Source organism: Caballeronia sp. GAFFF1 (assembly GCF_023630705.1).
Taxonomy (GTDB): Bacteria; Pseudomonadota; Gammaproteobacteria; order Burkholderiales; family Burkholderiaceae; genus Caballeronia.
The window spans coordinates 52123-73793 of sequence record NZ_JALQEM010000043.1 but is presented as its reverse complement, the minus strand read 5'-3'; the positions used below and the strand labels follow the sequence as shown (position 1 = coordinate 73793).

The 21671-nt window shown below is 60.6% G+C and carries 18 protein-coding genes; 9 read left to right on the top strand and 9 right to left on the bottom strand.

All coding sequences use genetic code 11. The features are described 5' to 3' along the window. Positions 1-36 precede the first annotated feature (36 nt). Positions 37-768: an SDR family oxidoreductase gene (locus NCR37_RS28000; protein ID WP_250476066.1), complete on the bottom strand. Its 732-nt coding sequence runs from the start codon at positions 766-768 to the stop codon at positions 37-39. A 114-nt stretch (positions 769-882) separates the two neighbouring features. Here NCR37_RS28000 and NCR37_RS27995 point away from each other — a divergent pair, with 114 nt between their 5' ends. Beyond that, the gene (locus tag NCR37_RS27995) at positions 883-1794 is read left to right on the top strand and encodes a LysR family transcriptional regulator (RefSeq protein ID WP_250476065.1); all 912 of its coding nucleotides are present in this window, start codon (positions 883-885) and stop codon (positions 1792-1794) included. A 16-nt stretch (positions 1795-1810) separates the two neighbouring features. On the opposite strand, the gene NCR37_RS27990 is transcribed toward NCR37_RS27995, so the two are convergent. The 4 genes from NCR37_RS27990 to NCR37_RS27975 all read right to left on the bottom strand — a co-directional run bounded on the left by NCR37_RS27990 (position 1811) and on the right by NCR37_RS27975 (position 6808). After that, positions 1811-2833 carry an LLM class flavin-dependent oxidoreductase gene (locus NCR37_RS27990; RefSeq protein WP_250476064.1) on the bottom strand — a complete coding sequence of 341 codons (1023 nt, stop codon included), beginning with the start codon at positions 2831-2833 and terminating at the stop codon, positions 1811-1813. Between the two features lie 102 nt (positions 2834-2935). Continuing rightward, positions 2936-3793 (bottom strand): oxidoreductase, encoded by an 858-nt coding sequence (locus tag NCR37_RS27985; RefSeq protein WP_250476063.1) that lies wholly within the window; start codon positions 3791-3793, stop codon positions 2936-2938. Positions 3794-4374: 581 nt separating this feature from the next. Continuing rightward, positions 4375-5538, bottom strand: coding sequence for a M20 aminoacylase family protein (locus NCR37_RS27980; RefSeq protein WP_250476062.1), 1164 nt, complete (start codon positions 5536-5538; stop codon positions 4375-4377). 40 nt (positions 5539-5578) lie between these two features. Next, the gene (locus tag NCR37_RS27975) at positions 5579-6808 is read right to left on the bottom strand and encodes a diaminopropionate ammonia-lyase (RefSeq protein ID WP_250476061.1); all 1230 of its coding nucleotides are present in this window, start codon (positions 6806-6808) and stop codon (positions 5579-5581) included. Positions 6809-6980: 172 nt separating this feature from the next. Between NCR37_RS27975 and NCR37_RS27970 the strand changes: the two genes are divergently transcribed. After that, on the top strand, positions 6981-7457 hold the full coding sequence (locus NCR37_RS27970) for an Lrp/AsnC family transcriptional regulator (protein WP_250476060.1): 477 nt from the start codon (positions 6981-6983) through the stop codon (positions 7455-7457). 131 nt (positions 7458-7588) lie between these two features. On the opposite strand, the gene NCR37_RS27965 is transcribed toward NCR37_RS27970, so the two are convergent. The 4 genes from NCR37_RS27965 to prpF form a co-directional block, all read right to left on the bottom strand. Further along, positions 7589-8725, bottom strand: a complete 1137-nt coding sequence (locus NCR37_RS27965) for a branched-chain amino acid ABC transporter substrate-binding protein (protein ID WP_250476059.1) — start codon at positions 8723-8725, stop codon at positions 7589-7591. A 529-nt stretch (positions 8726-9254) separates the two neighbouring features. After that, positions 9255-9992, bottom strand: coding sequence for an ABC transporter substrate-binding protein (locus NCR37_RS27960; RefSeq protein ID WP_250476058.1), 738 nt, complete (start codon positions 9990-9992; stop codon positions 9255-9257). Positions 9993-10027: 35 nt separating this feature from the next. Further along, positions 10028-11098, bottom strand: a complete 1071-nt coding sequence (locus NCR37_RS27955; RefSeq protein WP_250476057.1) for an ATP-grasp domain-containing protein — start codon at positions 11096-11098, stop codon at positions 10028-10030. Next, positions 11095-12261 carry a 2-methylaconitate cis-trans isomerase PrpF gene (gene prpF / locus NCR37_RS27950; protein ID WP_250476056.1) on the bottom strand — a complete coding sequence of 389 codons (1167 nt, stop codon included), beginning with the start codon at positions 12259-12261 and terminating at the stop codon, positions 11095-11097. The genes NCR37_RS27955 and prpF overlap by 4 nt, the downstream gene beginning before the upstream one ends. A gap of 148 nt (positions 12262-12409) precedes the next feature. On the opposite strand from prpF, the gene NCR37_RS27945 reads away from it, so the two are divergent. From NCR37_RS27945 to NCR37_RS27915, 7 genes are all read left to right on the top strand, one after another. Then, positions 12410-13339 carry a GntR family transcriptional regulator gene (locus NCR37_RS27945; protein ID WP_250476055.1) on the top strand — a complete coding sequence of 310 codons (930 nt, stop codon included), beginning with the start codon at positions 12410-12412 and terminating at the stop codon, positions 13337-13339. A 177-nt stretch (positions 13340-13516) separates the two neighbouring features. Beyond that, positions 13517-14305, top strand: a complete 789-nt coding sequence (locus NCR37_RS27940; RefSeq protein WP_250476054.1) for an amidohydrolase family protein — start codon at positions 13517-13519, stop codon at positions 14303-14305. Positions 14306-14344: 39 nt separating this feature from the next. Further along, positions 14345-17083, top strand: coding sequence for an aconitate hydratase AcnA (acnA, locus tag NCR37_RS27935; protein WP_250476053.1), 2739 nt, complete (start codon positions 14345-14347; stop codon positions 17081-17083). Positions 17084-17134: 51 nt separating this feature from the next. Next, positions 17135-18355, top strand: coding sequence for a porin (locus NCR37_RS27930; RefSeq protein ID WP_502800608.1), 1221 nt, complete (start codon positions 17135-17137; stop codon positions 18353-18355). Between the two features lie 42 nt (positions 18356-18397). Beyond that, positions 18398-19708, top strand: coding sequence for an MFS transporter (locus NCR37_RS27925; RefSeq protein WP_250476051.1), 1311 nt, complete (start codon positions 18398-18400; stop codon positions 19706-19708). A 36-nt stretch (positions 19709-19744) separates the two neighbouring features. After that, entirely contained in the window at positions 19745-20716 is a 972-nt protein-coding gene (locus NCR37_RS27920) for an amidohydrolase family protein (RefSeq protein ID WP_250476050.1), read from the top strand. A gap of 657 nt (positions 20717-21373) precedes the next feature. Then, positions 21374-21670 carry a hypothetical protein gene (locus tag NCR37_RS27915; RefSeq protein ID WP_250476049.1) on the top strand — a complete coding sequence of 99 codons (297 nt, stop codon included), beginning with the start codon at positions 21374-21376 and terminating at the stop codon, positions 21668-21670. Position 21671: the final 1 nt, after the last annotated feature.

Genomic DNA, 21671 nt, shown 5'->3' with positions numbered 1-21671 from the left:
GGTCCCGCCGGCGCGCAGCCACCGCAAAGCCACGCCTCAGAAGTCCTGAACGGTGGGACGAATCACGATCTCGTTGACGTCGACCGAACCGGGCTGCTCGATTGCATAAGCGATGGCTTGCGCGATCGCGTCGGCGGGAATCGCCATCTTGTAAAAGTCGACGACAAAATTGCGGCTGTCGTCGTGGCCCGAACCGAACTTCAGTTCCGTGTCGATCGCGCCCGGTGAAATGACGGTAGTGCGGATGTTGCCGCCCACTTCGTGCCTCAACCCTTCAGAAATCGCGCGGACAGCGAACTTGGTTCCCGAATAAACCGTGCCTCCGGGGCTGAAGACCTTCAGGCCCACGACCGACGCGATATTGACGAAGTGGCCCGACTGCTGTTTTTCGAAAACCGGCAGCGCCGCGGCGACTCCGTACAGGAGGCCCTTGATGTTGATGTCGATCATCCGGTCCCACTCATCGGTCTTGCGCAGTGACAGTGGCGCGATCGCCATCAGACCCGCGTTGTTCACCATGACGTCGAGGCGGCCATATTGCGAGACGACGTCGCTGATCAGGCGGTTGACGTGCTCCTGATCCGTCACGTCGACTTGATGTACCGACACTCGCCCGCCTTTCGCCAGGATTTCCGCGGCAACGCGTTGGAGCTTGTCGAGACGGCGAGCGGCAAGCGCCACAGTGGCGCCTTTGGAGGCAAGTAGTTTGGCGGTGGCCTCACCAATTCCGCTCGAGGCACCCGTAATGACGACGACTTTGTTTGTCATGATTTCTCTCCAGGAAGTAGAACTGCTTGCAGAGAAGTCTCGTCCTATCGACGATTTTTGATTAGACTGGAATATATAGAATGTCTTTTTCGACAGTGCAAAGATCACCGGCAGATGACCCAACTCGCCGACCTCAACGACATCGCCGTCTTTGTGCGCGTAGCACAGTTCGGGAGCTTCAGCCGCGCCGCGCGGGCGCTCGCCATGCCCGTCTCAACGGTCAGCCGCAAGGTGAGCGCGCTCGAAGAACGGCTCGGCGTCACGCTCTTGCAACGCACGACACGCAAGCTCAGCCTGACGTCGCAGGGTCGTGCCTACTTCGATCAATGCAGCGAGCCGCTGAGTCATCTGTACGACGCGGAGCGCGTCGTCACTCATACGCAGAAGAAGCCCGAGGGCATACTACGCATCTCCGGCCCTGTGATGCTCGAACAGGAGCCGTTTTACGCTTTCCTGTCCGCATTTTTGAAGGACTATTCTCAGATTCAGTTGGATTTATATTTCACCAACGCGTTCATCGACCTGATCGCAGAGAACGTCGACGTTGCCATTCGCTTCGGAGATTTGCAGGACTCGGGTCTCGTGGCACAACGGGTCGGAAGGAGCGTGCGGCAGCTCGTCGTCTCGGCCGACTATGCGCGAAACCATCCCCTTCCCTCGCGGCCCGACGAACTCAGTCAGCACCCTTGCGTGCTCATCAACGCCCGGAACAACGAGACGGAATGGCACCTGGTCAGCGGCCGTAAAATCACCAAGGTGCACGTGCGCGGGCCAATCGCCGCGCGTGACTTTCACATCGTCCATGCATTCGCGCTTCGCGGGCACGGCGTCGCGCTGCTTCCGTCGAGCTATTGCGATCCGCATATCGCCAGCGGAGAACTGTTGCGCGTGCTGCCCGATTGGTCGTCACCGGAAATATTCGTGCATGCGGTCTATCCGACGCGGCGCTTTATGCCGTCGAAGTTGAAGGCGTTTCTCGATGCGCTGAAATCATGGGAAGGACCGCTTTGGCTTCCTTTGCGATGAAGCCGGAGCCGTCGCGCTAGCGCCAGCCAAGCGCGGGGGCGACATGCGCGAGGATCGTTTCGATCACGTGTGCGCAGTACTCCACGCCGAGTTGATTCGGCACGGTCAACAGTAGTGTGTCGGCTTCCGCAATGGCCTCGTCGGCTGCGAGTTGCCTGACGAGCGCGTCGGGCTCTGCCGCATAACTGCGGCCGAACACTGTCCGGATGTTGCCGTCCAGGAGCCCAATTGTGTCGTCGCTGTTCGCCTCGCGTCCGAAGTACTTGCGGTCGCGATCGTTCATCAACGGGAAGATGCTGCGACTCACTGACACTCGCGGCGTGCGCGCGTGGCCGGCTTCCTTCCACGCGTGCCGATAAGCACGAATCTGCTCTGACTGCTGTACATGCAGCGGACGGCCCGACTCGTCGTTCTTCAGGGTCGAGCATTGCAAGTTCATGCCCATCCCCGCTGCCCAGATCGCGGTGGCATCCGATCCCGAGCCCCACCAGATGCGATCGCGCAAGCCCTCGGAATGGGGTTCCACCCGTAGCAGGCCCGGCGGATTGGCAAACATCGGTCGGGGATTTGGCTCAGCAAAACCTTTACCGCGCAGCACTTCGTAGAACACTTCAGTGTGTCGACGGGCTAGATCGACATGCGTCTCACCCTCGCCCGGCGCATAGCCGAAATAGCGCCAGCCGTCGATCACCTGCTCGCCCGAACCACGGCTGATGCCGAGTTGCAGGCGTCCACCGGCGATAAGGTCGGCCGCGCCCGCATCCTCGGCCATGTACAGTGGGTTCTCGTACCTCATGTCGATGACAGCCGTGCCGATTTCAATGCGGCTGGTTCTCGCCCCTACGGCGGCCAGCAGCGGAAACGGCGACGCGAGCTGGCGCGCGAAATGGTGCACGCGGAAATACGCTCCATCCGCGCCGAGTTGCTCGGCAGCAACGGCGAGGTCGATGGATTGGAGCAGGACATCGGACGCCGAACGCGTGCGTGAGTATGCCGAAGCCGACCAATGGCCGAACGATAGAAAACCAATTTTTTTCATGTCAGTGTTGAGCGCAAGCCTGAAAAGGCGATGACCGCAGCGTTTCCGAATCGGGCAGACGTCGCTTGCACGCGCGCTGTCTGCCCCTTCTTTCTTTGCGGCTCAGGCTGGGAAGTCGGTGGATGCCGAAAGCGCTTTCCAGGTTTCCGTTTCGGCAGTAACGTACGCATTCTTTTCAGCGAGCGCCTTAAGCGTGTCCGTGCCGAGGGGCAAACGCAGCGGTGGCGTCTCTGCATCGACGAGCCTGATCATCGCCTTGGCCAATTTTGCAGGATCGCCTGGCTGATTATGGTTGATCTCGCCTGCGAGTTGCCGCAGCTTGCCCGACGTCTCTGCATAGTCGCTAATGACGGTCTTGCCGACGGCGAGCGACGACGGATCCAAAAAGTCCGTACGGAAGAACCCGGGCTCAATCATTGTTGCGTGAATGCCAAGCGGCTTGAGCTCAGCATGCAGCGCTTCGGTGATGCCTTCCACAGCGAATTTCGTCGAGCTGTAGACGCCGACGCCTGCCGCAGCCTGATACCCGACGATGGACGACGTGTTGATCACATGCCCCGAACGCTGCTTGCGCATCACAGGCAATACGGCGCGTGTGACGTTGAGCAAGCCAAACACGTTGGTCTCGTAGATGCGGCGAACCTCGGCATCGCTCGATTCCTCGACCGCCGCGAGCAGCCCGAAGCCCGCGTTGTTGACCAGCACATCGATGCGGCCAAACTTGTCGACCGCGGCTTCGACCGCCGCCTTCGCCTGTGCCTCGTTTGTCACGTCGAGTGCAAAGGTGAGCAACGCGGGCGACTCTCCAAGCCGCTCGGCGATCGCGGCGGAGTTGCGGCCGGTGGCGACGACAGCGTTGCCGTCGTCGAGAGCGGCTCGCGCGATCAATGCGCCGAAACCGCGTGACGCGCCAGTGATAAACCAGACGCGTTTGAACTGCTGGTTCGTGACGTTGTTCATGGCTCTCCTCCTTGGTTCGGTGAATGTGAAACGAAGTGCGTGGAGAGGATTGTCGGACTGACGCAGGCGTTTGATTAGGCGGGAATGAGTGGAATGAATTTTCCGTCAGTGGAAAAATTGCGCGGGGGAACGGACACGTGATCTGTCCGCTTCGTTTATGGAACACACGGCTCACTCGCCGCCCATGAACGGAAAAGGTCGGCGTTTGTAGGGCGGCTACGCTTTTCGATTCTGAGGTCCCACGATGGAAGGCGCCGTTCCCTTCTGCGCCCTTATCCTGATAATTCGTGTTAGGAGGCATGAACGGGCTGGAATAAAAATAGGGCCTGGACTGAACGCCTTGATCAGACTAGGCGAAGCCTGTTTCAGAACGTTCGTTCCCTATAGCTATTATGTCAATCGCGATACTACTTTGGGAGGGCAGTCAGTCCGGCGAACTGGTTGCCATGCGCCAACCGGCCAATTTGTTGTCTTCAGCCTCTCGATTCGAAAGGCCGTTCACCGAAAACAATGAGACATCGGAATTCTGGACGAGAGCCAGCTGGCCGTTGACCAAGCCGGGGACTCGAAGCTCATGTCACTCAGGGAAGAGGTAGAGCGAGTCGCGCTATCTCTGCAAAGTATCGCGCGCCGGTGAGCAATATGTCGTCGTTAAAGTCGTAGGCGGCGTTATGGAGAGGAACACCTCCTTCCTTCCCCGTATCGCCGTTGCCAATGAAAATAAAGTTACCCGGTACGGCCTGAAGGAACGCGCCAAAATCCTCGGAGATCATCATGGGCTGCACGCTGGCGTCGATTTTGTCTGCGCCGACGACATTGCGGGCCGCCGCAACGGCAAGGTCGACATATTCCGGTGAGTTTATAGTGGGCGCAAATTCGTGCGTGTATTCGAACGTGCATTCAGCCCCGTGCGTTCGACAGAGGCCTTCGCTGATTTCCCGCATTCGGGCCGCCAGCATCGCCTGGACTTCAGGTGCATAGCTGCGCGTATCGCCCTTGATCGTCACGTTCGATGGGATGACGTTGCGAATACCGTCCGTGATGAATTCCGTGCAGGAGATCACCGCCTGCAGGCTCGGATCGAGATTGCGGGACACAATTGTCTGTAATGCCAAGACGATTTGCGACGCAATCACGATGGGATCGACGCCCATGTGCGGTCTCGCTGCATGCGTGCCCCGGGCCTTGATGTGGATGACGAAATTGTCTTCGCTGGCCATAATGCCGCCGGCGCGCGTCGCGAATGTCCCGGCGGGCATCCCGGGCATATTGTGGGCACCAAAGATCGCGTCGACGGGATATCGCTCGAAGAGCCCGTCCTTCATCATCGCTTTCGCACCGCGGCCATGTTCTTCGGCCGGTTGAAAAATGAATCGCACGGTGCCGCTAAAATTCTTCTTCTCGGCAAGCAGACGCGCCGCTCCGAGAATCATCGACATATGTCCATCGTGTCCGCAGGCGTGCATCTTCCCTTGCGTGCGCGAGGCATGCGGACGGTTCTGTGCGTTCTCCGCGATATTCAGCGCATCCATGTCGGCGCGCAGCCCGATCACGCCACCGCCGTTGCCGACCGTGAGATTGGCGACGACGCCCGTGCCGCCGATTCCCCGGTGCACGTCGAGGCCGAGGGCCATCAGAGCGCGCGCGACGTAGTCGGAAGTTGCGACTTCCTCAAAGCCGGTTTCCGGGTTTTGGTGAAGATGCTGACGCCAACTTTTCAACTGCGATTGCAGGGCGATTTCCATAACGTCTATCCCTTTTTTTTCGATGACCACTTGGATTGTTTTATTGAACCGCGGCTTCAAGCCATTGAGCCTGACGTGAAAGAACCGAGTCGGCCGTTTCGCCCACGCATTCACGGTAAACGGAGGGCGCCGTCGCCCCCTCAGTGCTAATCACCAGGACGCGCGAATCGTTGTTCAGGCCCGCGGCGCGTGCCAGTTGCGCATCCTGCATGAGCACTTCGAGTCCGGCGTAGCCCGCAGCGCCGGACTCGCCGACTACAAGCGGTACGTCCGCACCCGTTCCAGCCGCGAGCCAGCGCATCGCGGCGATCGCGTCTTTGTCGCTGATGGTCATGAAATCGTCGACGCACGACTCAAGGATCTTCCACGCGAGCGGTGACGCTTCACCGCATGCAAGCCCCGCCATGATTGAGTCAACGGCGCCGGTTGCTTTCGCCGCTCTGCCTTCGCGCGCACTTTGATACAGGCAGTCTGCCTGCTGAGGCTCTACGACAACGAAACGCGGACGTTTGCTGCCATAAATCTCCCAGAGATAGCTGGCGACTCCGGCAGCAAGACCGCCGACGCCGCCTTGTAAAAATACATGCGTAAAGGCGCATTCGTCGGCATGACTTCCGGATTGCTCCACGATCTCGGCCGCGATAGCGCCGTAGCCCTGCATGACGTCGCGGGGAATGGCTTCATACCCTTCGTAGGATGTATCAGAGACTACGTGCCAACCGTTGGCTTTCGCGAGGCGAGCGGCTTCTGCTACCGACTCGTCGTAGTTGCCTTCGATGCGAATGATTTGGGCACCGTATGCAGCGATGGCCTGCTCGCGCTCAGCGCTCACGTTGGCGTGCAGGACGATCACGCAATTGCATCCGAGTGTTTGTGCTGCTGCGGCGAGGGCTTTGCCATGGTTGCCGTCGGTCGCGCTGATCACAACGAGGTTTGTGAGCATGTCCCTGTAGCGTTCCTGGATCAAGCCCTTCGGATCAAGATTGTGCTCGGGCCACAAACGCAAAATCAGGCGCACGAGTGCAATAGGTGCCCCCAGCGCCTTGAAGCTGCCGAGTGGTGAGCGGACGGATTCGTCCTTGAGGCATAAACGCGCCACGCCAAGTCGCGCCGCAGCATCGGGGAGGTCCCATAGCGGGGTAGCGGACGAACCGAGAAGCGCCCAGTGCTTTAGCCATTCGCGGCTTTGTTCGGCGGCCTCGACGTTCAGAATTGTCTTTAGATCGTTGGGGTAGTCGGTGTGCGACGCGTGCTTGTTGGCGAGAAGCATTGCGATAGGGCTCCTGAGAATGAATGATCGGCAGGACCACCGGGTTTCCAGGTTTGGAGAGTCGATAGGTCAACCATAGCGAAATAATATTGCTTGACGGCCGCAGTTTTATTTTGGAAATACTGCTTTCAGACGCAACGATTTCTCGTTTTTTTTTTAAAGGCTTGGCCCCATGGTTATTAATCTCGACGCTTTTGATCGCAAGCTGTTAGCCGAAGTCCAGCATGACGCTCAGATCCCACAGAACGAACTTGGCGCCCGGGTCAACCTCTCGACTGCCGCCGTGAACCGCCGTTTGCGCCGCCTGGCCGACGACGGAGTGATCGATCGGTATGCGGCGATCGTATCGCCCGAAAAGGTGGGCTGTCCTCTCACCATCGTCTCCATGGTGGAGGTCGAGAGCGAGCAGATCGACCTCCTCGATTCCATGAAGCGAACCTTTGAGCAATGCCCGCAGATCCAGCAGTGCTACTACGTAGCAGGCGAATGGGATTTCGTACTGATCCTCACAGTGCGGGACATGGAGCAATACAACCATCTGACCCGGCAGCTGTTCTTTTCCAATAACAATGTGAAGCGCTTCAAGACGCTCGTGAGCATGAGTCGGGTGAAAGTCGGGCTCGGCGTACCTGTAGATATCGGCGACTGAAGTAGATCATCCGGTGCACCACGCGGTCGCGCGAAAAGTGGCGTCTTTGTTGCATCGCCCGCCGACACGCGGCTGACGATGCATACGGCGTTTCCGCCGAGGACATCGTCATCCATCGCGACGAGGTGGCTTTATCTGACGACGCTCGCGTCGTGCCAATCGCCCTGGCCAAACTGCCGGACAGTAATCGCTCCGTTGCGAATGTCGCCGTTCGCGTCAAACTTTATCGTTCCCGTCACACCGTCCAGTGTCAGGTTCTGAAGCTTGGGGAGATAGACTTTCGGGTCGACCGAGTCGGCGGCTTGCATCGCACCGGCCATCGCCATTACGGCGTCGTATGCATAGGGGGCGTAGAGTTGCACCGGAGCGCCGAACCGTTGCTGGTAGCGCTTGAAGAAAGCGTCTCCCTGCGGCATTTTCGACGGCGGCACGCCCGCCAGCGTGCAATACGTGCCGCTGTTCATCGCGGTGCCCGCAAGCTTGATGAATTGCGGCGTACAGGCCTCGTCACCTGCGACGAGTTTGGCCTTCAGACCGAGTTTTTGGGCCTGCTGAACGAATGCGGCCGCTTGCGTGTCGCCGCCGGTGAAGACGATCCCGTCGGGAACGTGGCTCTTAATGGACGTGAGGACCGCCGTCCAGTTAGTGGTTTTGTCAGTACCGTATTCACGTGCGACAACGGTGCCTCCCGAAGCCTTGACCGCTTTTTCGACTTCGTCGGCGAGTCCCTGTCCATAGGCTGTTCGATCGTCGACAATCGCGATCTTTGTCGACTTCAGTTCCTTTACAAGATAGGTGCCGATGACCGTTCCTTGCCGCACGTCGTTCGCAACCATGCGAAAGACGTTCTTGTAGCCCTGCGCCGTGAGCTTTGGGTTGGTTGCTGACTCGGTGATCATCGGTATGCCTGCATCCGAATATATCTTCGACGCGGGAATCGACGTGCCGGAGTTGGCATGGCCGACCACGCCTGCAACACGGTCATCGACCAACTTTTGCGCAACAGTCACAGCGATCTTCGGGTCGGCGGCGTCGTCCTGCGAATCCAGTGCGAAGGTAACCGGCTGCCCTCCAATACGGAGTTTCTTCGCGTTGAGATCCTCGATTGCAAGCCGGACGCCGTTCTCGTCGTCCTTGCCGATGTGAGACAGTTCGCCGGTTAATGGCGATACCTGGCCGATCTTGACCGTGACGTCCGCCGCTGCCAGCAGCGGCTGCACTGCGAACACCGTCGTCAAAAGAGGTGGGATGAATTTCAGAGTTTTCATGATCGGGCGCTCGCTAGGTTGCGTCGACGGATTGAAGGAAATTCTGGTGCTTCCGCGGCCTTTTTGGATCGCGTGAGGCTGTAACGATCGTAAAAGACGGGTGTGATAGCCAAAATCCTTCGGTTGCCCTGCGATGCAACTTATGATCGTTCCGACGCGGAGAAGTGAGAGATTTTCAACGTCCATGTCGCCACTAGAAAGCGGAACAACAAACGACGGTAGCTAAAGCGGGAAGCTACGAGCGCGTCGCGAACTGTAAGGGTTGGCGAATACGAAGCGTTACGGCACGAATGCGCTGTCCCGAAGCTGCCCCCGGAGCAACAAGTGTGGCTGCTATGTGTCAGGCAATGGTTGTTCGGACGCGTATTGCGATGGACCGTTCGGAAGTCGGTTCCCAGCCACTGCTGCGGCATCTCTTGAATGGACCGATGTTCGTCCGACTCCGGTCAATATCGGGATGCTTGGCGTCGTTTCGTTAGGGGGCGCAATCGACGCGGTACCGATTGTTTTAGCGCCAAGGCATCACGAGCTATCGCGCTAACGGCGCCACGGACGGGCCGTCGATTCGATGCCGCACAAGCGCGTCGGCAACGAACCCCGACGCCTTCATCTCTTCGACGAACCGCACGAGCACTTCCGCCGCGGCGGTCCCGCGGCTTTTGGGCACTCCCATTGCCTGACGGATGACCATGAAGCGCTCGTCGAGCAGGCGCAGCCCAGCGATGGCGCGCGCATCCGATTCAAGTTGCTGCTTGACGCCTGCCGCGACTTCAAGTTGCTGGTCGATAAAAGTGCGCACTACGGCCGGTGATGTCGGCGCGCGGACGACCCGCGCTGCCTTCAGTTCGCGTGTCAGAAAAAGGTCGTATGCGCTGCCTTGGCCAACCGCCACGCGATTGTGCGCGTGATCGACATCGGCGTTGGTTTTGATCGGCGAATCGTCGCGTACTAGGTAGAAGCCTTCGATCAGCACATAAGGCGTGGTGAACGCGATCTGTTCTCCGCGCAACGGGTCGATCGCGAAGAAGCCGAAGTCGGCGCGTTCTTCGTTCAAGGCTTGCACGCACTTACCCGCCGCATCGAAGACGACGAGCTCGAGTTCGACGCCGAGATGCCGCGCGAACGCTCGCGCCAGGTCGACTGATACACCGTATGGCTCGCCCGTTACGGCATTTTGGTTCGCGAGTATGGGGTTGCCCAGATTGATTGATGCGCGGAGGACGCCCATGGGTGTGAATGCCTTGATGACGCTTTGCTTGATGCTCATGATGTGGACGGAAGTTCGGGTTTGGGAAAGAGGCGTTAAACGTTTGCGTCACAAATGTTCCACGCCATCTTGAGCATCGCCTCGAGCAAGTCGCCGTAAGTCCAGTTAATCGTGCGCGCCGCGATCGCTGAAAGGCTGTCCTGATCGTCGCGTCCCGGCCGGCCCGCGCCGGTCATGTTCGGCTTCGCGTTGACATCAAAGATCATGTAGTCGCCTTGCTCGTTCGCGCGACAATCGATACGGATAGGAGCGAATGCGCCGATCGCCTCGAATGCTTCTGCGCAGGCCTGCATAAGCGCGATGACCGGCGCCGCCGAGAGTTCGGCCGCATTCAATGCCGCGCTGTTGCGGGTAACGGCGACCGCACCGTTGTAGGGCGCAATGCCATCGAGGTGATTGAAGCGTCGCACCGGCGGAAGGACGAACGCGGTCGATCCCGGACCATTCATGACGGTAACCGTCAGCTCTTCACCAGGAAGATATTCCTCCACAATGGCGAGCGAGCCGAACGCGCCGCTCTCAAACAGCGACGTGACGGACGAAATCAGCGTCCTGCGATCCTGCACCCGGCACACGCCCTGACTGCCGCGGCCTCGCACGGGTTTGACGATGACGGGGAAGGTCAATGCGCGCTGAGCAAGCGTAGAGACGTCATCGCGGCTTACTACGAATGACGCAGCCACGGGAAGGCCGCGAGCGCGTAGGAAAGCGTTGGTCGCGAACTTATCGTCCACGCGCTGCTGCCGTTCGGGGACTTGGCCGACTATCCAGAAGTCGCGCAGGCGCGCTTCAAGCGGATGCCCCGAGAAGAGCACCGTGTTGGCCCAGATGACCGTTGCGCCCATTTGCGACGCAGCCTCCACGCCCTCGGCCGAATCAGGAAAAACCCAGTCGAGATCCCTTTTCGGATCGGGATTGGAGACCGGCGTAATCACCTCGATGCCGCGTTCGCGCAGGCAGAATGCGACGTCCGCGCCGCTGTCCGAATAGCCGCCGGGCTTTGGGTCCTTGCGCGCGCCATCAATCACGGGCGGTGCGACGTGCTGACAGATGACCGCGACGCGCCGAGTGACCTCTTTGCCGATGATCTTGAAGCGCTCCGTCACTCGCCCGATACCGACGAAGGAACTAGTACGAAGCCTTCCATCAGCCTACGGGCGCTGCGGCTCATGATCGCTTTGGTGACCGTCCAAACGCCGTCCTTCTGCTGCGCTTCCGCACCGACCTGCAGGCTGCCCGACGGATGCCCGAAGCGCACGGAACCGTTCGATCCTGGCACGAGCCGGTTGACCACGGTGCCGGGAATGACTGCGGCGACCGCGATCGCCACTGCGCCTGTGCCGGTCATCGCGTGATGCAGTTTTCCCATGGAGAAGATTCGCGCGTTGATATCAAGCGTGCTTGCGTCGATGGCCTTTCCGCTCGACGCAACGTAGCTCGCGGGCTTGGCGACAAACGCGAGCTTTGGCGTGTGCGGGCGCAATTGCGTGGCGTCTTCCGCGGTCGCAGCGAGGCCCATGCGCACGGCAGCATGCGCGCGGATCGCCTCGGCTTTCTCGAGCAGGGCACTGTTGGTGTTGACATCCCGTTGCAATTCGCTGCCGTTCAATCCGAGCGATGCCGCGTCGACGAAGATTGCCGGATTGCCCGCGTTGATCATCGTCATTTCGATGGCGCCGACGCCCGGCACATCGAGTACGTCGATAGCGTTGCCAGTCGGGAACATCGCACCGCCTGCGTTATCGCCGTCGCCGCCAGGATCGAGGAATTCGATCTTTATTTCCGCTGCGGGAAACGTGACGCCGTCCAGCTCAAAATCGCCTTCCTCGACGACTTCGCCGTTCTTCATCGGCACATGTGCGACGATCTTCGCGCTGATGTTCGCCTGCCAGATGCGCACGGTGGCGATGCCGTCGCGCGGCGCATCAACGAGCCCTTGGGCGATCGCAAATGGCCCGACGGCGGACGTGAGGTTGCCACAGTTGCCGGACCAATCGACTACAGGTTTGTCGATAGCGACCTGCCCGAAGCGGTAGTCCACATCGCAATCTTCACGCGACGACGGCCCGATGATCACGACCTTGCTCGTGCTCGACGTCGCGCCGCCCATGCCGTCGATCTGCTGGCCGTAGGGATCCGGACTGCCAATCACGCGCATTAGAACGCGGTCGCGCACGGCCCTATCGGCGGGCAGCCAGTTGTCGCGGAAGAAGACACCTTTGCTGGTGCCACCGCGCATATATACCGCCCGAAGTTTTGACTGCGCCACGTTGCTTCTCCGTAATCTCTTTAGTTGCGTTTATTTAATAACAAACGCAAACCACGCGCAAGGATTTTGTTGCACCTTTTGCGAATACGCTCCTAAGCGCCAACCGCGCGGGTTATAGTTCAACAAGCTGCCACGTTGCGTTACGAACATGACCTCCGATCTCACCCTCAGTCAGCAAAAGGCGCTGCGCGAAATCATCGCCTACGTCCGCCGTGAACGGCTGCCCGCAGGCACACACCTGCCCGAATGGACACTCGCCAAGCTCATCGGCACGTCGCGTTCGCCGGTCCGTGTGGCGCTGGACCGGCTCGTCGAGGCGGGCGTCATGCGCTACAGCAAGAATCGCGGTTATTCCGTCGAGTCGTCGTTCGACGAGCTGCCGGCCGATGTACTCGAGCAGGTCAATTCCGCCGACGACCCGCTCTATCTGCGGCTCGCTGATGCGCGGTTTCGTGGGGAGATTCCTGAGTCCGTGACGGAGGCCGACCTGACGCGCATCTTGGAAGCTTCGCGGGGCGATATTCGCAAAGTGCTGGTGCGCGCGCACAGCGAGGGCTGGGCTGAAAAGGAGGCTGGCTACGGCTGGCGCTTCCTTCCTATGATCGATTCGCTCGAGGCCTATGACGACATGTATTCGCTGCGTGCGGCGATCGAGCCGGCGGGCATCCTGAGCCCAAAGTTCCGGCCCAATTTAGATGAATTGCGAGAGTTGCGCCGCGAGCAGCAAGCGATTCTGGACGGCGGGTACGAAGCGATGACGGCTACCGAGCGCTTCGAATCGAACGCGCGACTGCACGAAACCATCGCCGCGTGGTCAGGCAACCGCTTCGCACTGCAAACGCTGCGCCGCCTTGACCAGATGCGGCGACTCGCCGAATACCGGCAGGCTAGGCAGCAATTGCCACGGCGTGCGCTGGCGCAGGAGCACATCGATATTCTCGATGCAATCGAGGGCGGCGACTTCATCGGTGCAGCCAGTCTGCTGCGGCGACATATCGACGCCGCGCGCACGAAGAAGGCCGTCGTCGAGGTCTTCGAGCGAGAGCAAAACAAGGAAAGCCACCAGGTCGAAGCGTAAGCGGGTAAACCATACGTCTTGCCGTTCAGGCCTACGCAGCCGCCTTCGGGCGGCTTTTTTTTGCGCCCTCAGCGACGCGTACATTGCGTTTTCGTGTTGACAAAGACATCCGCCAATTTTAATCTGATTGCGTTTTCGACGGTAAATCGTCAAATTGAGTCAGTCACGAGAGCGCTAATGTCAGTCGACACGCATGCCCACGTTTTTCATCGCAGCCTTAGGTTCATCGACTCGCGCCGGTTTACACCGGACTACGACGCGCCACTCGACGCCTATCTCGCGCACCTCGATGCAAACGGCATCACGCGCGGCGTGCTCATTGCGGTTAGCGTGCTTGGCAACAACAACACGTATTTGCTCGAATGCCTGCGCGCGCAGCCCGCGCGACTTCGGGGTGTCGTCGCGGTGGATCCGCAAACGGATCTCGATCAGTTCGACGCGTTTGAGGCGGCCGGCGTGGTCGGCGTGCGCGTGAATCTAACGGGCAATCTGCCGGTTCCAGACTTCACGATCGGAGCGTGGAAGGAAGCCGTGGCGGAATGCGCGAGGCGTAAGTGGCACATCGAAATTAACGACCGCGCCGCGCGCCTCTCTGACTCGCTGACGCCACTGGTCGATGCGGGCGTGAACGTCGTTGTTGATCACTTCGGTATGCCAGACCGGCAGCAAGGCACGAGCGACGTTGGCTTTCGCCGCCTGCTCACGTTCGGCGGGAGCGGCCGCGTGTGGGTGAAGCTGTCCGGGGCGTATCGGACGAGCTTCGAAATCGCGAAGCAGGCAGCACCGCTTCTGCGTGATGCGTTCGGTCCGCAACGTCTGCTCTGGGCGAGCGACTGGCCGTTCACGCAATACGAAGCGACGCAGGAGTACGCGACCCAGCGCGCCGCGCTCGATGAGTGGATTCCTCACGCGCAGGACCGCCAGACCATCCTTAACGACACGCCGACGAGCCTCTTCAAGTTCTGACCGGCAAACATTCCCCGCAATTCCAGAGAGAACATCATCATGGCCTCACCCCGCGCTGGCGCCTTCGATTGCGTCCGTACGCTAGACAAGCAAGCTGTCCGCTATCACTCGCTGTCCGCATTAGCGGCTCGAGGCTTCGACAACATCGACCGCTTGCCGGTGGTTATCCGAATTCTGCTGGAATCGGTGCTGCGCAATTGCGACGGCGCGAAAGTGCTCGACTCGCACGTGACGGAGCTTGCCAACTGGAAGCCGAACGCGCCGCGCGAGAACGAGATCCCGTTCGTCGTCGGCCGCGTGCTATTGCAAGATTTCACCGGGATTCCGCTATTGACGGACCTCGCCGCGATGCGCAGCCAGGCGCAAAAGCGCAACGCTGATCCCAAAACCGTCGAGCCGCTCGTGCCTGTGCATCTCGTTGTCGATCATTCGGTGCAGACCGAGTTTTCCAACGTGCCGAACGCGTTGCGTCGAAACATGGAAGTCGAATTCGCGCGCAATCGCGAGCGTTACGAACTGATGAAGTGGGGCATGCAGGCGTTCGAGACGTTCAAGGTCGTGCCGCCGGGCATCGGCATTTGTCATCAGATCAATCTTGAATACCTTGCGCAGGGCGTCATCGAAAAGGATGGGGTCGTGTTCCCGGATACGCTCGTCGGCACCGATTCGCATACGACGATGATCAACGGGATCGGCGTGCTCGGCTGGGGCGTGGGCGGCATCGAGGCGGAAGCGGGCATGCTGGGGCAGCCGGTCTACATGCTGATGCCTGATGTGGTTGGCGTCGAACTGACCGGCGCGCTCGCGGCCGGCGTGACCGCCACCGATGCCGTGCTGCAAGTCACCGAAACACTGCGCGCCGCGAAGGTGGTCGGCAAGCTGGTCGAATTTTTCGGCGATGGCGCCGCGTCGCTGAGCGCAACCGACCGTGCGACCATCGCAAACATGGCGCCGGAGTATGGCGCGACGAGCGGCTTCTTCCCGATCGACGAGAACACGCTGACGTACTACCGTCAGACCGGCCGCAGCAATGCGCAAGTCGAGCTGATCCGCGATTACTTCACGGCGCAAGGGCTGTTCGGCGCGCCGCGAGCGGGCGACGTCGACTATTCGAGTGTCATCCGGATCGATCTCGGCAAAATCAAGCCGAGCGTCTCCGGTCCGAAGCGCCCGCAGGATCGCGTCGATCTTTCGCGGCTCGGACACCGGTTCGACGAAGTGATGCTTCAGGACGCGAAGAGCGGCGGCTACGGGAAGACGGCAGCGCAGCTCGATGAGCGTCACGCGGTATCGGCGGCACCGGCTGGGGCGCCCGGTCCCGTCGAGCAATACGAGATCGGTCATGGCGATGTGCTCGTCGCGGCGATCACATCGTGCACAAATACGTCAAATCCCGAGCTGTTGGTGGCGGCAGGGCTCGTCGCGCAGAAAGCCCTGCAACGCGGGCTGAAGGCGAAACCCTGGGTCAAGACGCTCTTTACGCCCGGTTCGCGCGTCGTGACCGCATATTTGAGAGACGCGGGCCTCACTGATCCGCTTGAACAACTCGGCTTCGGTATTGCAGCATACGGATGCGGCGCGTGCGTGGGCAACATCGGGCCGCTCGATCCCGCGCTCGAGGAAGCCGTTGTATCGAAAGACCTGGTGTGCAGCGCAGTCCTCTCCGGCAATCGCAACTTCGAGGCGCGCATTCACGGCAATCTGCGCGCGAATTTCCTGGCGAGCCCGCCGCTCGTCGTCGCGTTCGCGCTGGCAGGCACGACGCGCATTGACTTGACATCGGAGCCGCTCGGCGTCGGTAGCGATGGCAAGCCGGTGATGCTTGCCGATATCTGGCCCACCAACCACGAGATCAAGGCACTGAGCGGCTACGCGGCGAATCCGAGCCACTATGCGAGTCTTTATGCCGACTTCACCGCCGGCCACGACCTGTGGAACGACATTAAGAGCGGCGAAGGGGCAGTTTACGACTGGCCTGAGTCGACCTACGCGGCGGAACCGGACTTCTTCAGCGACGCGCAAGCCGCAGCGAACATCCAAGGTGCGCGCGCGCTCGCGATCCTCGGCAACTCGATCACGACGGACCACATCAGCCCGGCCGGCTCGATTGCGAAGCACTCGCCCGCCGGCGAATGGCTCACCGCGCACGGCGTCGCGCAAAAGGACTTCAACACGTACGGCGCACGGCGCGGCCATTTCGAAGTGATGGTGCGCGGCACGTTCGCCAACGTGCGCCTGAAGAACCTAATGCTGCCCGCGAAAGCCGACGGCGCCGCTGATGAAGGGCCCTACACGCTGCACCAGCCGAGCGGCGAGCGCGTGACGATTTTCGATGCATCGCGCCGTTACATCGACGCGGGTACGCCTTCGATCATCGTCGCGGGCGAGGAGTACGGCACGGGATCGAGCCGCGACTGGGCCGCGAAGGGCACTCGTTTGCTGGGCGTAAAGGCCGTGATCGCGCGCAGCTTCGAGCGCATTCATCGCAGCAATCTGGCGGGCTTGGGCGTGCTGCCGCTGCAATTCATCGGCGATGACAGTGCGCAATCGCTCGGCCTCGATGGCAGCGAAACGTTCGACATCACCGACATTGAGAACGGCGTGCAGCCGCTGCAGCATGTGACGCTCGTCATAACGCGCGCCGATGGCACGCGTCGCGAGGTCACGCTGCTCGCGCGCATCGACACGCAGATCGAAGCAACGTACTTCAGCCACGGCGGCATCCTGCCTTACGTGCTGTCGAGCTTGACCGGTGAATCCGTCTCGCAGGAAGCCTGAGCGCCATCGACGGAACCAAAACACAACATATCCCACGGAGACACCATCTTGTTGAAAAAACTCGCACCCGCCGCCTTGCTCTTGCCCTGCCTCGCGGCACATGCGCAGAGCACGGTCACGCTGTACGGTATCGTCGATATCGGCCTCAACTACCTCAACAACGCGCAGACCGGCCGCACGGCGAGCGGCTTCAGAGGCGGCCAGCAATGGTCGGTGATGGACGGCGGCACGGGCGGCCTGCAAGGCAGCCGCTGGGGCTTGAAAGGCGTCGAAGATCTTGGCGGCGGCTATACGGCGATCTTTGTGCTCGAGAACGGCTTCAACGTTAATAACGGCACGCTCGGGCAGGGCGGCGCCGAGTTCGGGCGGCAGTCGTGGGTCGGCGTCGCGAGCAGCTACGGCAAAGTGACGGTCGGGCGTCAGTACGACGAAGTGGTCGATTTCTATGCGCCGCTGCTCGCCGCGCCGCAGTGGGGCGGCTACATGGCCGAGCATCCAGGCGATCTCGACAACGCTTCGAACACCCGCCGCATCAACAATTCCGTCAAGTACACATCGCCGACGATGGGAGGCTTCACGTTCGCCGGGCTGTACAGCTTCGGCGGGGTGGCGGGATCCTTTGGTACGAACAGCATCTGGTCCGTCGGCGCGGGCTACGCGAACGGACCGCTGTCAGTTGGCGCAGGCTATCTGAACGCGCGCAATCCCAACACGTCCTTCTACGGCTCGAATCCGAACGGTGGCCCGGCGACGACGAACAATCTTGGCAGCTTCGGCTCGGCGACGTCGCCGCAGAGCAATCCGGTGTACGCGGGTTTCGCATCGGCGAAGAGCCTGCAGATCGCGGCGGTTGCCGCAGCATATGCAATCGGTCCCGCGACGCTCGGTGTCGCGTATTCGAACACGCGTTATCAGGATCTCGGGTCGTCGTCCGGGCCAAATCCTCTCGGCTATACGGGCACGGCGTACTTCCACAACGTCGAAGTCAACGCGAAGTGGCAGCTCACGCCCGCGTTGCTCTTCGGCGCGGCTTTCGATTACACGAAGGGCAGTGGCGCCGCTGGGCGCGACGGCGCGAAGTACGAGCTTGCGAGCCTTGGCGCGGACTACTTCCTTTCGAAGCGCACGGACGTGTACTCAGTCGCGGTCTACGAGCACGCGAGCGGCACCGATTCGCTCAATCAACCCGCCGTCGCGACGATCACCGGCATGACGCCTTCGACGACGAGCAATCAGGTCGCCGTCAGAGTCGGCATTCGACACAAGTTCTGACGCCTCGCGCGACCGACATCCGTATTTGGCAGGAGACAAGTCATGACATCCGCATTGCATGCACAATCCGCGACGCTCGCGCCCGCGAGCGACGAAGCATTACAACAACAGGCCGTAGCTAAGACGGCGTGGCGGCTGCTTCCGCTGCTGACACTCGCGTTCATCTTCAACTACATCGATCGGACGAGCGTTGGTTTTGCCGCGCTCAGCATGAACGCAGACCTCGGCCTGTCTGCGACGGAGTTTGGCTGGGGCGCGGGCATTCTTTTCGCAGGATACTGCCTGCTCGAAGTGCCGAGCAACCTCATGCTGTATCGCTTTGGCGCGCGCCGCTGGCTCGCGCGCATCATGATCACGTGGGGTCTGGCCGCTGCCGCGACTGCGCTCGCAGTCGGGCCGAAGAGCTTCTACTTTGCGCGCTTTGTGCTGGGCGTGGCGGAAGCTGGCTTCTTTCCGGGCGTCACGTTCTATCTGGCATGCTGGTTTCCAGCGAAGTACCGCACGCGCATGCTGGCGTGGTTTATGGTCGGCGTGCCGGTCTCGTCGATCCTGAGCGGTCCGCTTTCAGGGTTTTTGCTCAACATGGACGGGATTCTGGGCCTCGCCGGATGGAAGTGGATGTTCATCCTGCAAGGACTGCCGGCATCGATCATCGGGGTGGTTGTGCTGTTGAAGTTGCGCGACAATCCCACGCAAGCTACGTGGCTCTCCGAGCCCGAGCGTCAGGCGTTGATCGACATGCTGGCGTCGGAGCGCCGTGAGAAGGAGAAGAAGCACCTCGGCGCCGCTCTGAGAGACTCGCGCGTGCTGATCCTGACCGCGATCCAGTTTGGCTTCGTCATGGGTTCATACGGCATCGGCATTTGGCTGCCGACGATCCTCAAGTCGCACGGGCTTTCGATATCCGCCATCAGCCTCGTTTCGTCGGTGCCTTACATCTTCGCAACTGTCGCAATGCTGACGTGGGCGCGCGCCGTCGACCGCAGCGGCAAGAAGATACTCAATTTGTTCCTGACCTGTCTGCTCGCGGCCGGCGGCATGACCGTCGCGGCGCTGCTGAACGCCTTCTGGCCGGCGATGATCGGCATCACGGTCGCCGTCATCGGCGTGACCACTGCGCGCGCTGTGTTCTGGAGCATTCCAACGCGCTTTCTTTCCGGCGCGGCAGCAGCGGGCGGTTTGGCCTTCATCAACTCGGTCGGTACATTCGGCGGCTTCGCAGGACCGTTCCTCGTGGGCTGGCTCAAGGACCAGACCGGCTCCTTCTCGATGGGCATGCTCGGCATGGCGGCGATGCTTATCGTGTCGACGTTGCTGACCGGATGCCTTCGACTCCTCGTGAAAGACGAATGAGCGCTCAACCATAACCATAACGATGGAGACAGTTCGATGATGGATAGACGCGGATTTCTCTTTGCTGCCGGGGCAGCATCGCTGTTCGGCTTCGATAATGCATTGGCGAAGGCGACTGCCGCCGTCTCGCCCGTTGGGTTCCGGGTGCCCGCAGGCGTGGTGGATTCGCATTGTCACGTGTTTGATCCGGCGCGCTTCGCGTATTCGCCCAAGCGCCGCTATATGCCGCCGCCCGCGACGGTTGCTGACCTTCGTCGCTTTCATGCGTCGATCGGTGTGCAGCGCACGGTCGTCGTCCAGCCGAGCGTCTACGGCACCGACAATGCGTGTCTGCTTGACGCGCTGACGCAACTTGGCAAGTCGGCGCGCGGCATCGCGGTGATCGACAAGTCGTTCTCCGCACAGCAGGTCGACGACCTAATCGGCGCGGGCGTGTGCGGTATGCGCATCAACCTGGAAGTCGGGCAGAACCATGATGTGGACGGCGCGTATCGGCGTCTTTCCGATACGGTCGAGACGCTTCGCGGACGCCCCGCGGTGATCCAGATCTTTGCGGCGCTGCCAGTCATCCAGGCACTAGCGCCGCGTATTCAGGCGCAGCCGCATCCCGTGGTGCTCGATCACTTCGGGTTTGCCAAGGCAGCGAAAGGCGCACAGCAGGACGGGTTCAGCGCGCTGACCGGTCTGATGGCGAGTGGCAAGGCCTTCGTAAAGTTGTCCGCGCCGTACCGGATCTCGGAGCGTGCTCCGTATCCGGACACGGCGCCGATCGGTCATGCACTTGTCGAAGCCGCGCCCGCACAGGTGGTATGGGGATCGGACTGGCCGCACACGGGCGCGACAGAACGGCGCGGAGATGCCAAGCCGACGGACATTGAGCCGTTCAGACAAGAGGATGAGGTGCGGGATTTCTCGCTCGTAAAGGCATGGGCGCCGAGCGAGACGACCCGGCGCAGGCTTCTCGTGGAGAATGCGGTTAGTTTGTTCGGCTTCTCGACTCAAGCGTAACGCTGACTTTCGACGATCCGAGACCTACATCAGTCGGAGCCGAGGCGCATCCGCCCAATAGGAGGCGAAGGCCAACCGACGCGCCGTTGTTCAGTAAGATCACCCGTTCAACCCAACGAGAGGAAACGCATGATCATCCGTATTATCAGATCCGGAAGCTTGTTTCCTTGATGAGAGATCGCATCGGTACGCCCGCTTGGTAAGGCGATCAGACGGCTACGAACGTGCGCACGCCGCTGAGTATGATCGACGTGCTCAGCATGCAGGAACGTTCGGCAGCCGGGGCGCGAATGGCCTCGGCAAGGCTCGTCCACGAACCCTGACGACCGCCCTCGCCCTGTTCTAATCCTGATGACTCGTATTATTAGGATTACCTTTAATGGTACGTCGCGCCTGCAATCGTTAGTACAACGAGCGATCCGCGTCGATGTATGGGAGCGGCAACTGCGGCTCGGTGGACGCAAACAGACGCAAAGAAAACCCGCTCAGTTGAGCGGGCAAAATCCATATCGGTGGACATGGAGTAGACAACCCCAAAATAAACCCTTATCGCTCACCTGGAATTCCTGTTCCGAGCTGTCTTAGATGTGCAACGCCTCGTCGTTCCCGGTTCCCCCGGGCGCAACGCTTGCGTAATTAAGTGCGGGAGGCGCCGCCATGAAAGCGACTACATTCTTGGAACGAGTCAAACGGGAAGCCCAGCTCGTCGATGCACTGCTGGTTGCACGATATGCGCTCGTCATCCATGACGGCATGACGCTATTAGGCGACGATGAACCGCCGTCGCGCTGGCCCATGCGCTTCGATCGCGAACTCCAGTGCATTGATGCAGCCCTCCAGATGGCGGGAATCGACACGATGCAGGCACTTCATCCGCCGAATCTTTATTGGAAGGACGATGACGCCGATGACGCTGATGACGGCGGTGGCTTGCCGCCGGGCGCGGACGACTGAG

Coding starts and splice junctions, on each gene's coding strand:
- NCR37_RS27985 (WP_250476063.1), bottom strand. CDS start 3,793: ATGAACAACGTCACGAACCAGCAGTTCAAACGCGTCTGGTTTATCACT.
- NCR37_RS27990 (WP_250476064.1), bottom strand. CDS start 2,833: ATGAAAAAAATTGGTTTTCTATCGTTCGGCCATTGGTCGGCTTCGGCA.
- NCR37_RS27920 (WP_250476050.1), top strand. CDS start 19,745: ATGATGGATAGACGCGGATTTCTCTTTGCTGCCGGGGCAGCATCGCTG.
- NCR37_RS27945 (WP_250476055.1), top strand. CDS start 12,410: ATGACCTCCGATCTCACCCTCAGTCAGCAAAAGGCGCTGCGCGAAATC.
- NCR37_RS28000 (WP_250476066.1), bottom strand. CDS start 768: ATGACAAACAAAGTCGTCGTCATTACGGGTGCCTCGAGCGGAATTGGT.
- NCR37_RS27960 (WP_250476058.1), bottom strand. CDS start 9,992: ATGAGCATCAAGCAAAGCGTCATCAAGGCATTCACACCCATGGGCGTC.
- NCR37_RS27995 (WP_250476065.1), top strand. CDS start 883: ATGACCCAACTCGCCGACCTCAACGACATCGCCGTCTTTGTGCGCGTA.
- NCR37_RS27915 (WP_250476049.1), top strand. CDS start 21,374: ATGAAAGCGACTACATTCTTGGAACGAGTCAAACGGGAAGCCCAGCTC.
- NCR37_RS27965 (WP_250476059.1), bottom strand. CDS start 8,725: ATGAAAACTCTGAAATTCATCCCACCTCTTTTGACGACGGTGTTCGCA.
- NCR37_RS27940 (WP_250476054.1), top strand. CDS start 13,517: ATGTCAGTCGACACGCATGCCCACGTTTTTCATCGCAGCCTTAGGTTC.
- acnA (WP_250476053.1), top strand. CDS start 14,345: ATGGCCTCACCCCGCGCTGGCGCCTTCGATTGCGTCCGTACGCTAGAC.
- NCR37_RS27980 (WP_250476062.1), bottom strand. CDS start 5,538: ATGGAAATCGCCCTGCAATCGCAGTTGAAAAGTTGGCGTCAGCATCTT.
- NCR37_RS27925 (WP_250476051.1), top strand. CDS start 18,398: ATGACATCCGCATTGCATGCACAATCCGCGACGCTCGCGCCCGCGAGC.
- NCR37_RS27970 (WP_250476060.1), top strand. CDS start 6,981: ATGGTTATTAATCTCGACGCTTTTGATCGCAAGCTGTTAGCCGAAGTC.
- NCR37_RS27975 (WP_250476061.1), bottom strand. CDS start 6,808: ATGCTTCTCGCCAACAAGCACGCGTCGCACACCGACTACCCCAACGAT.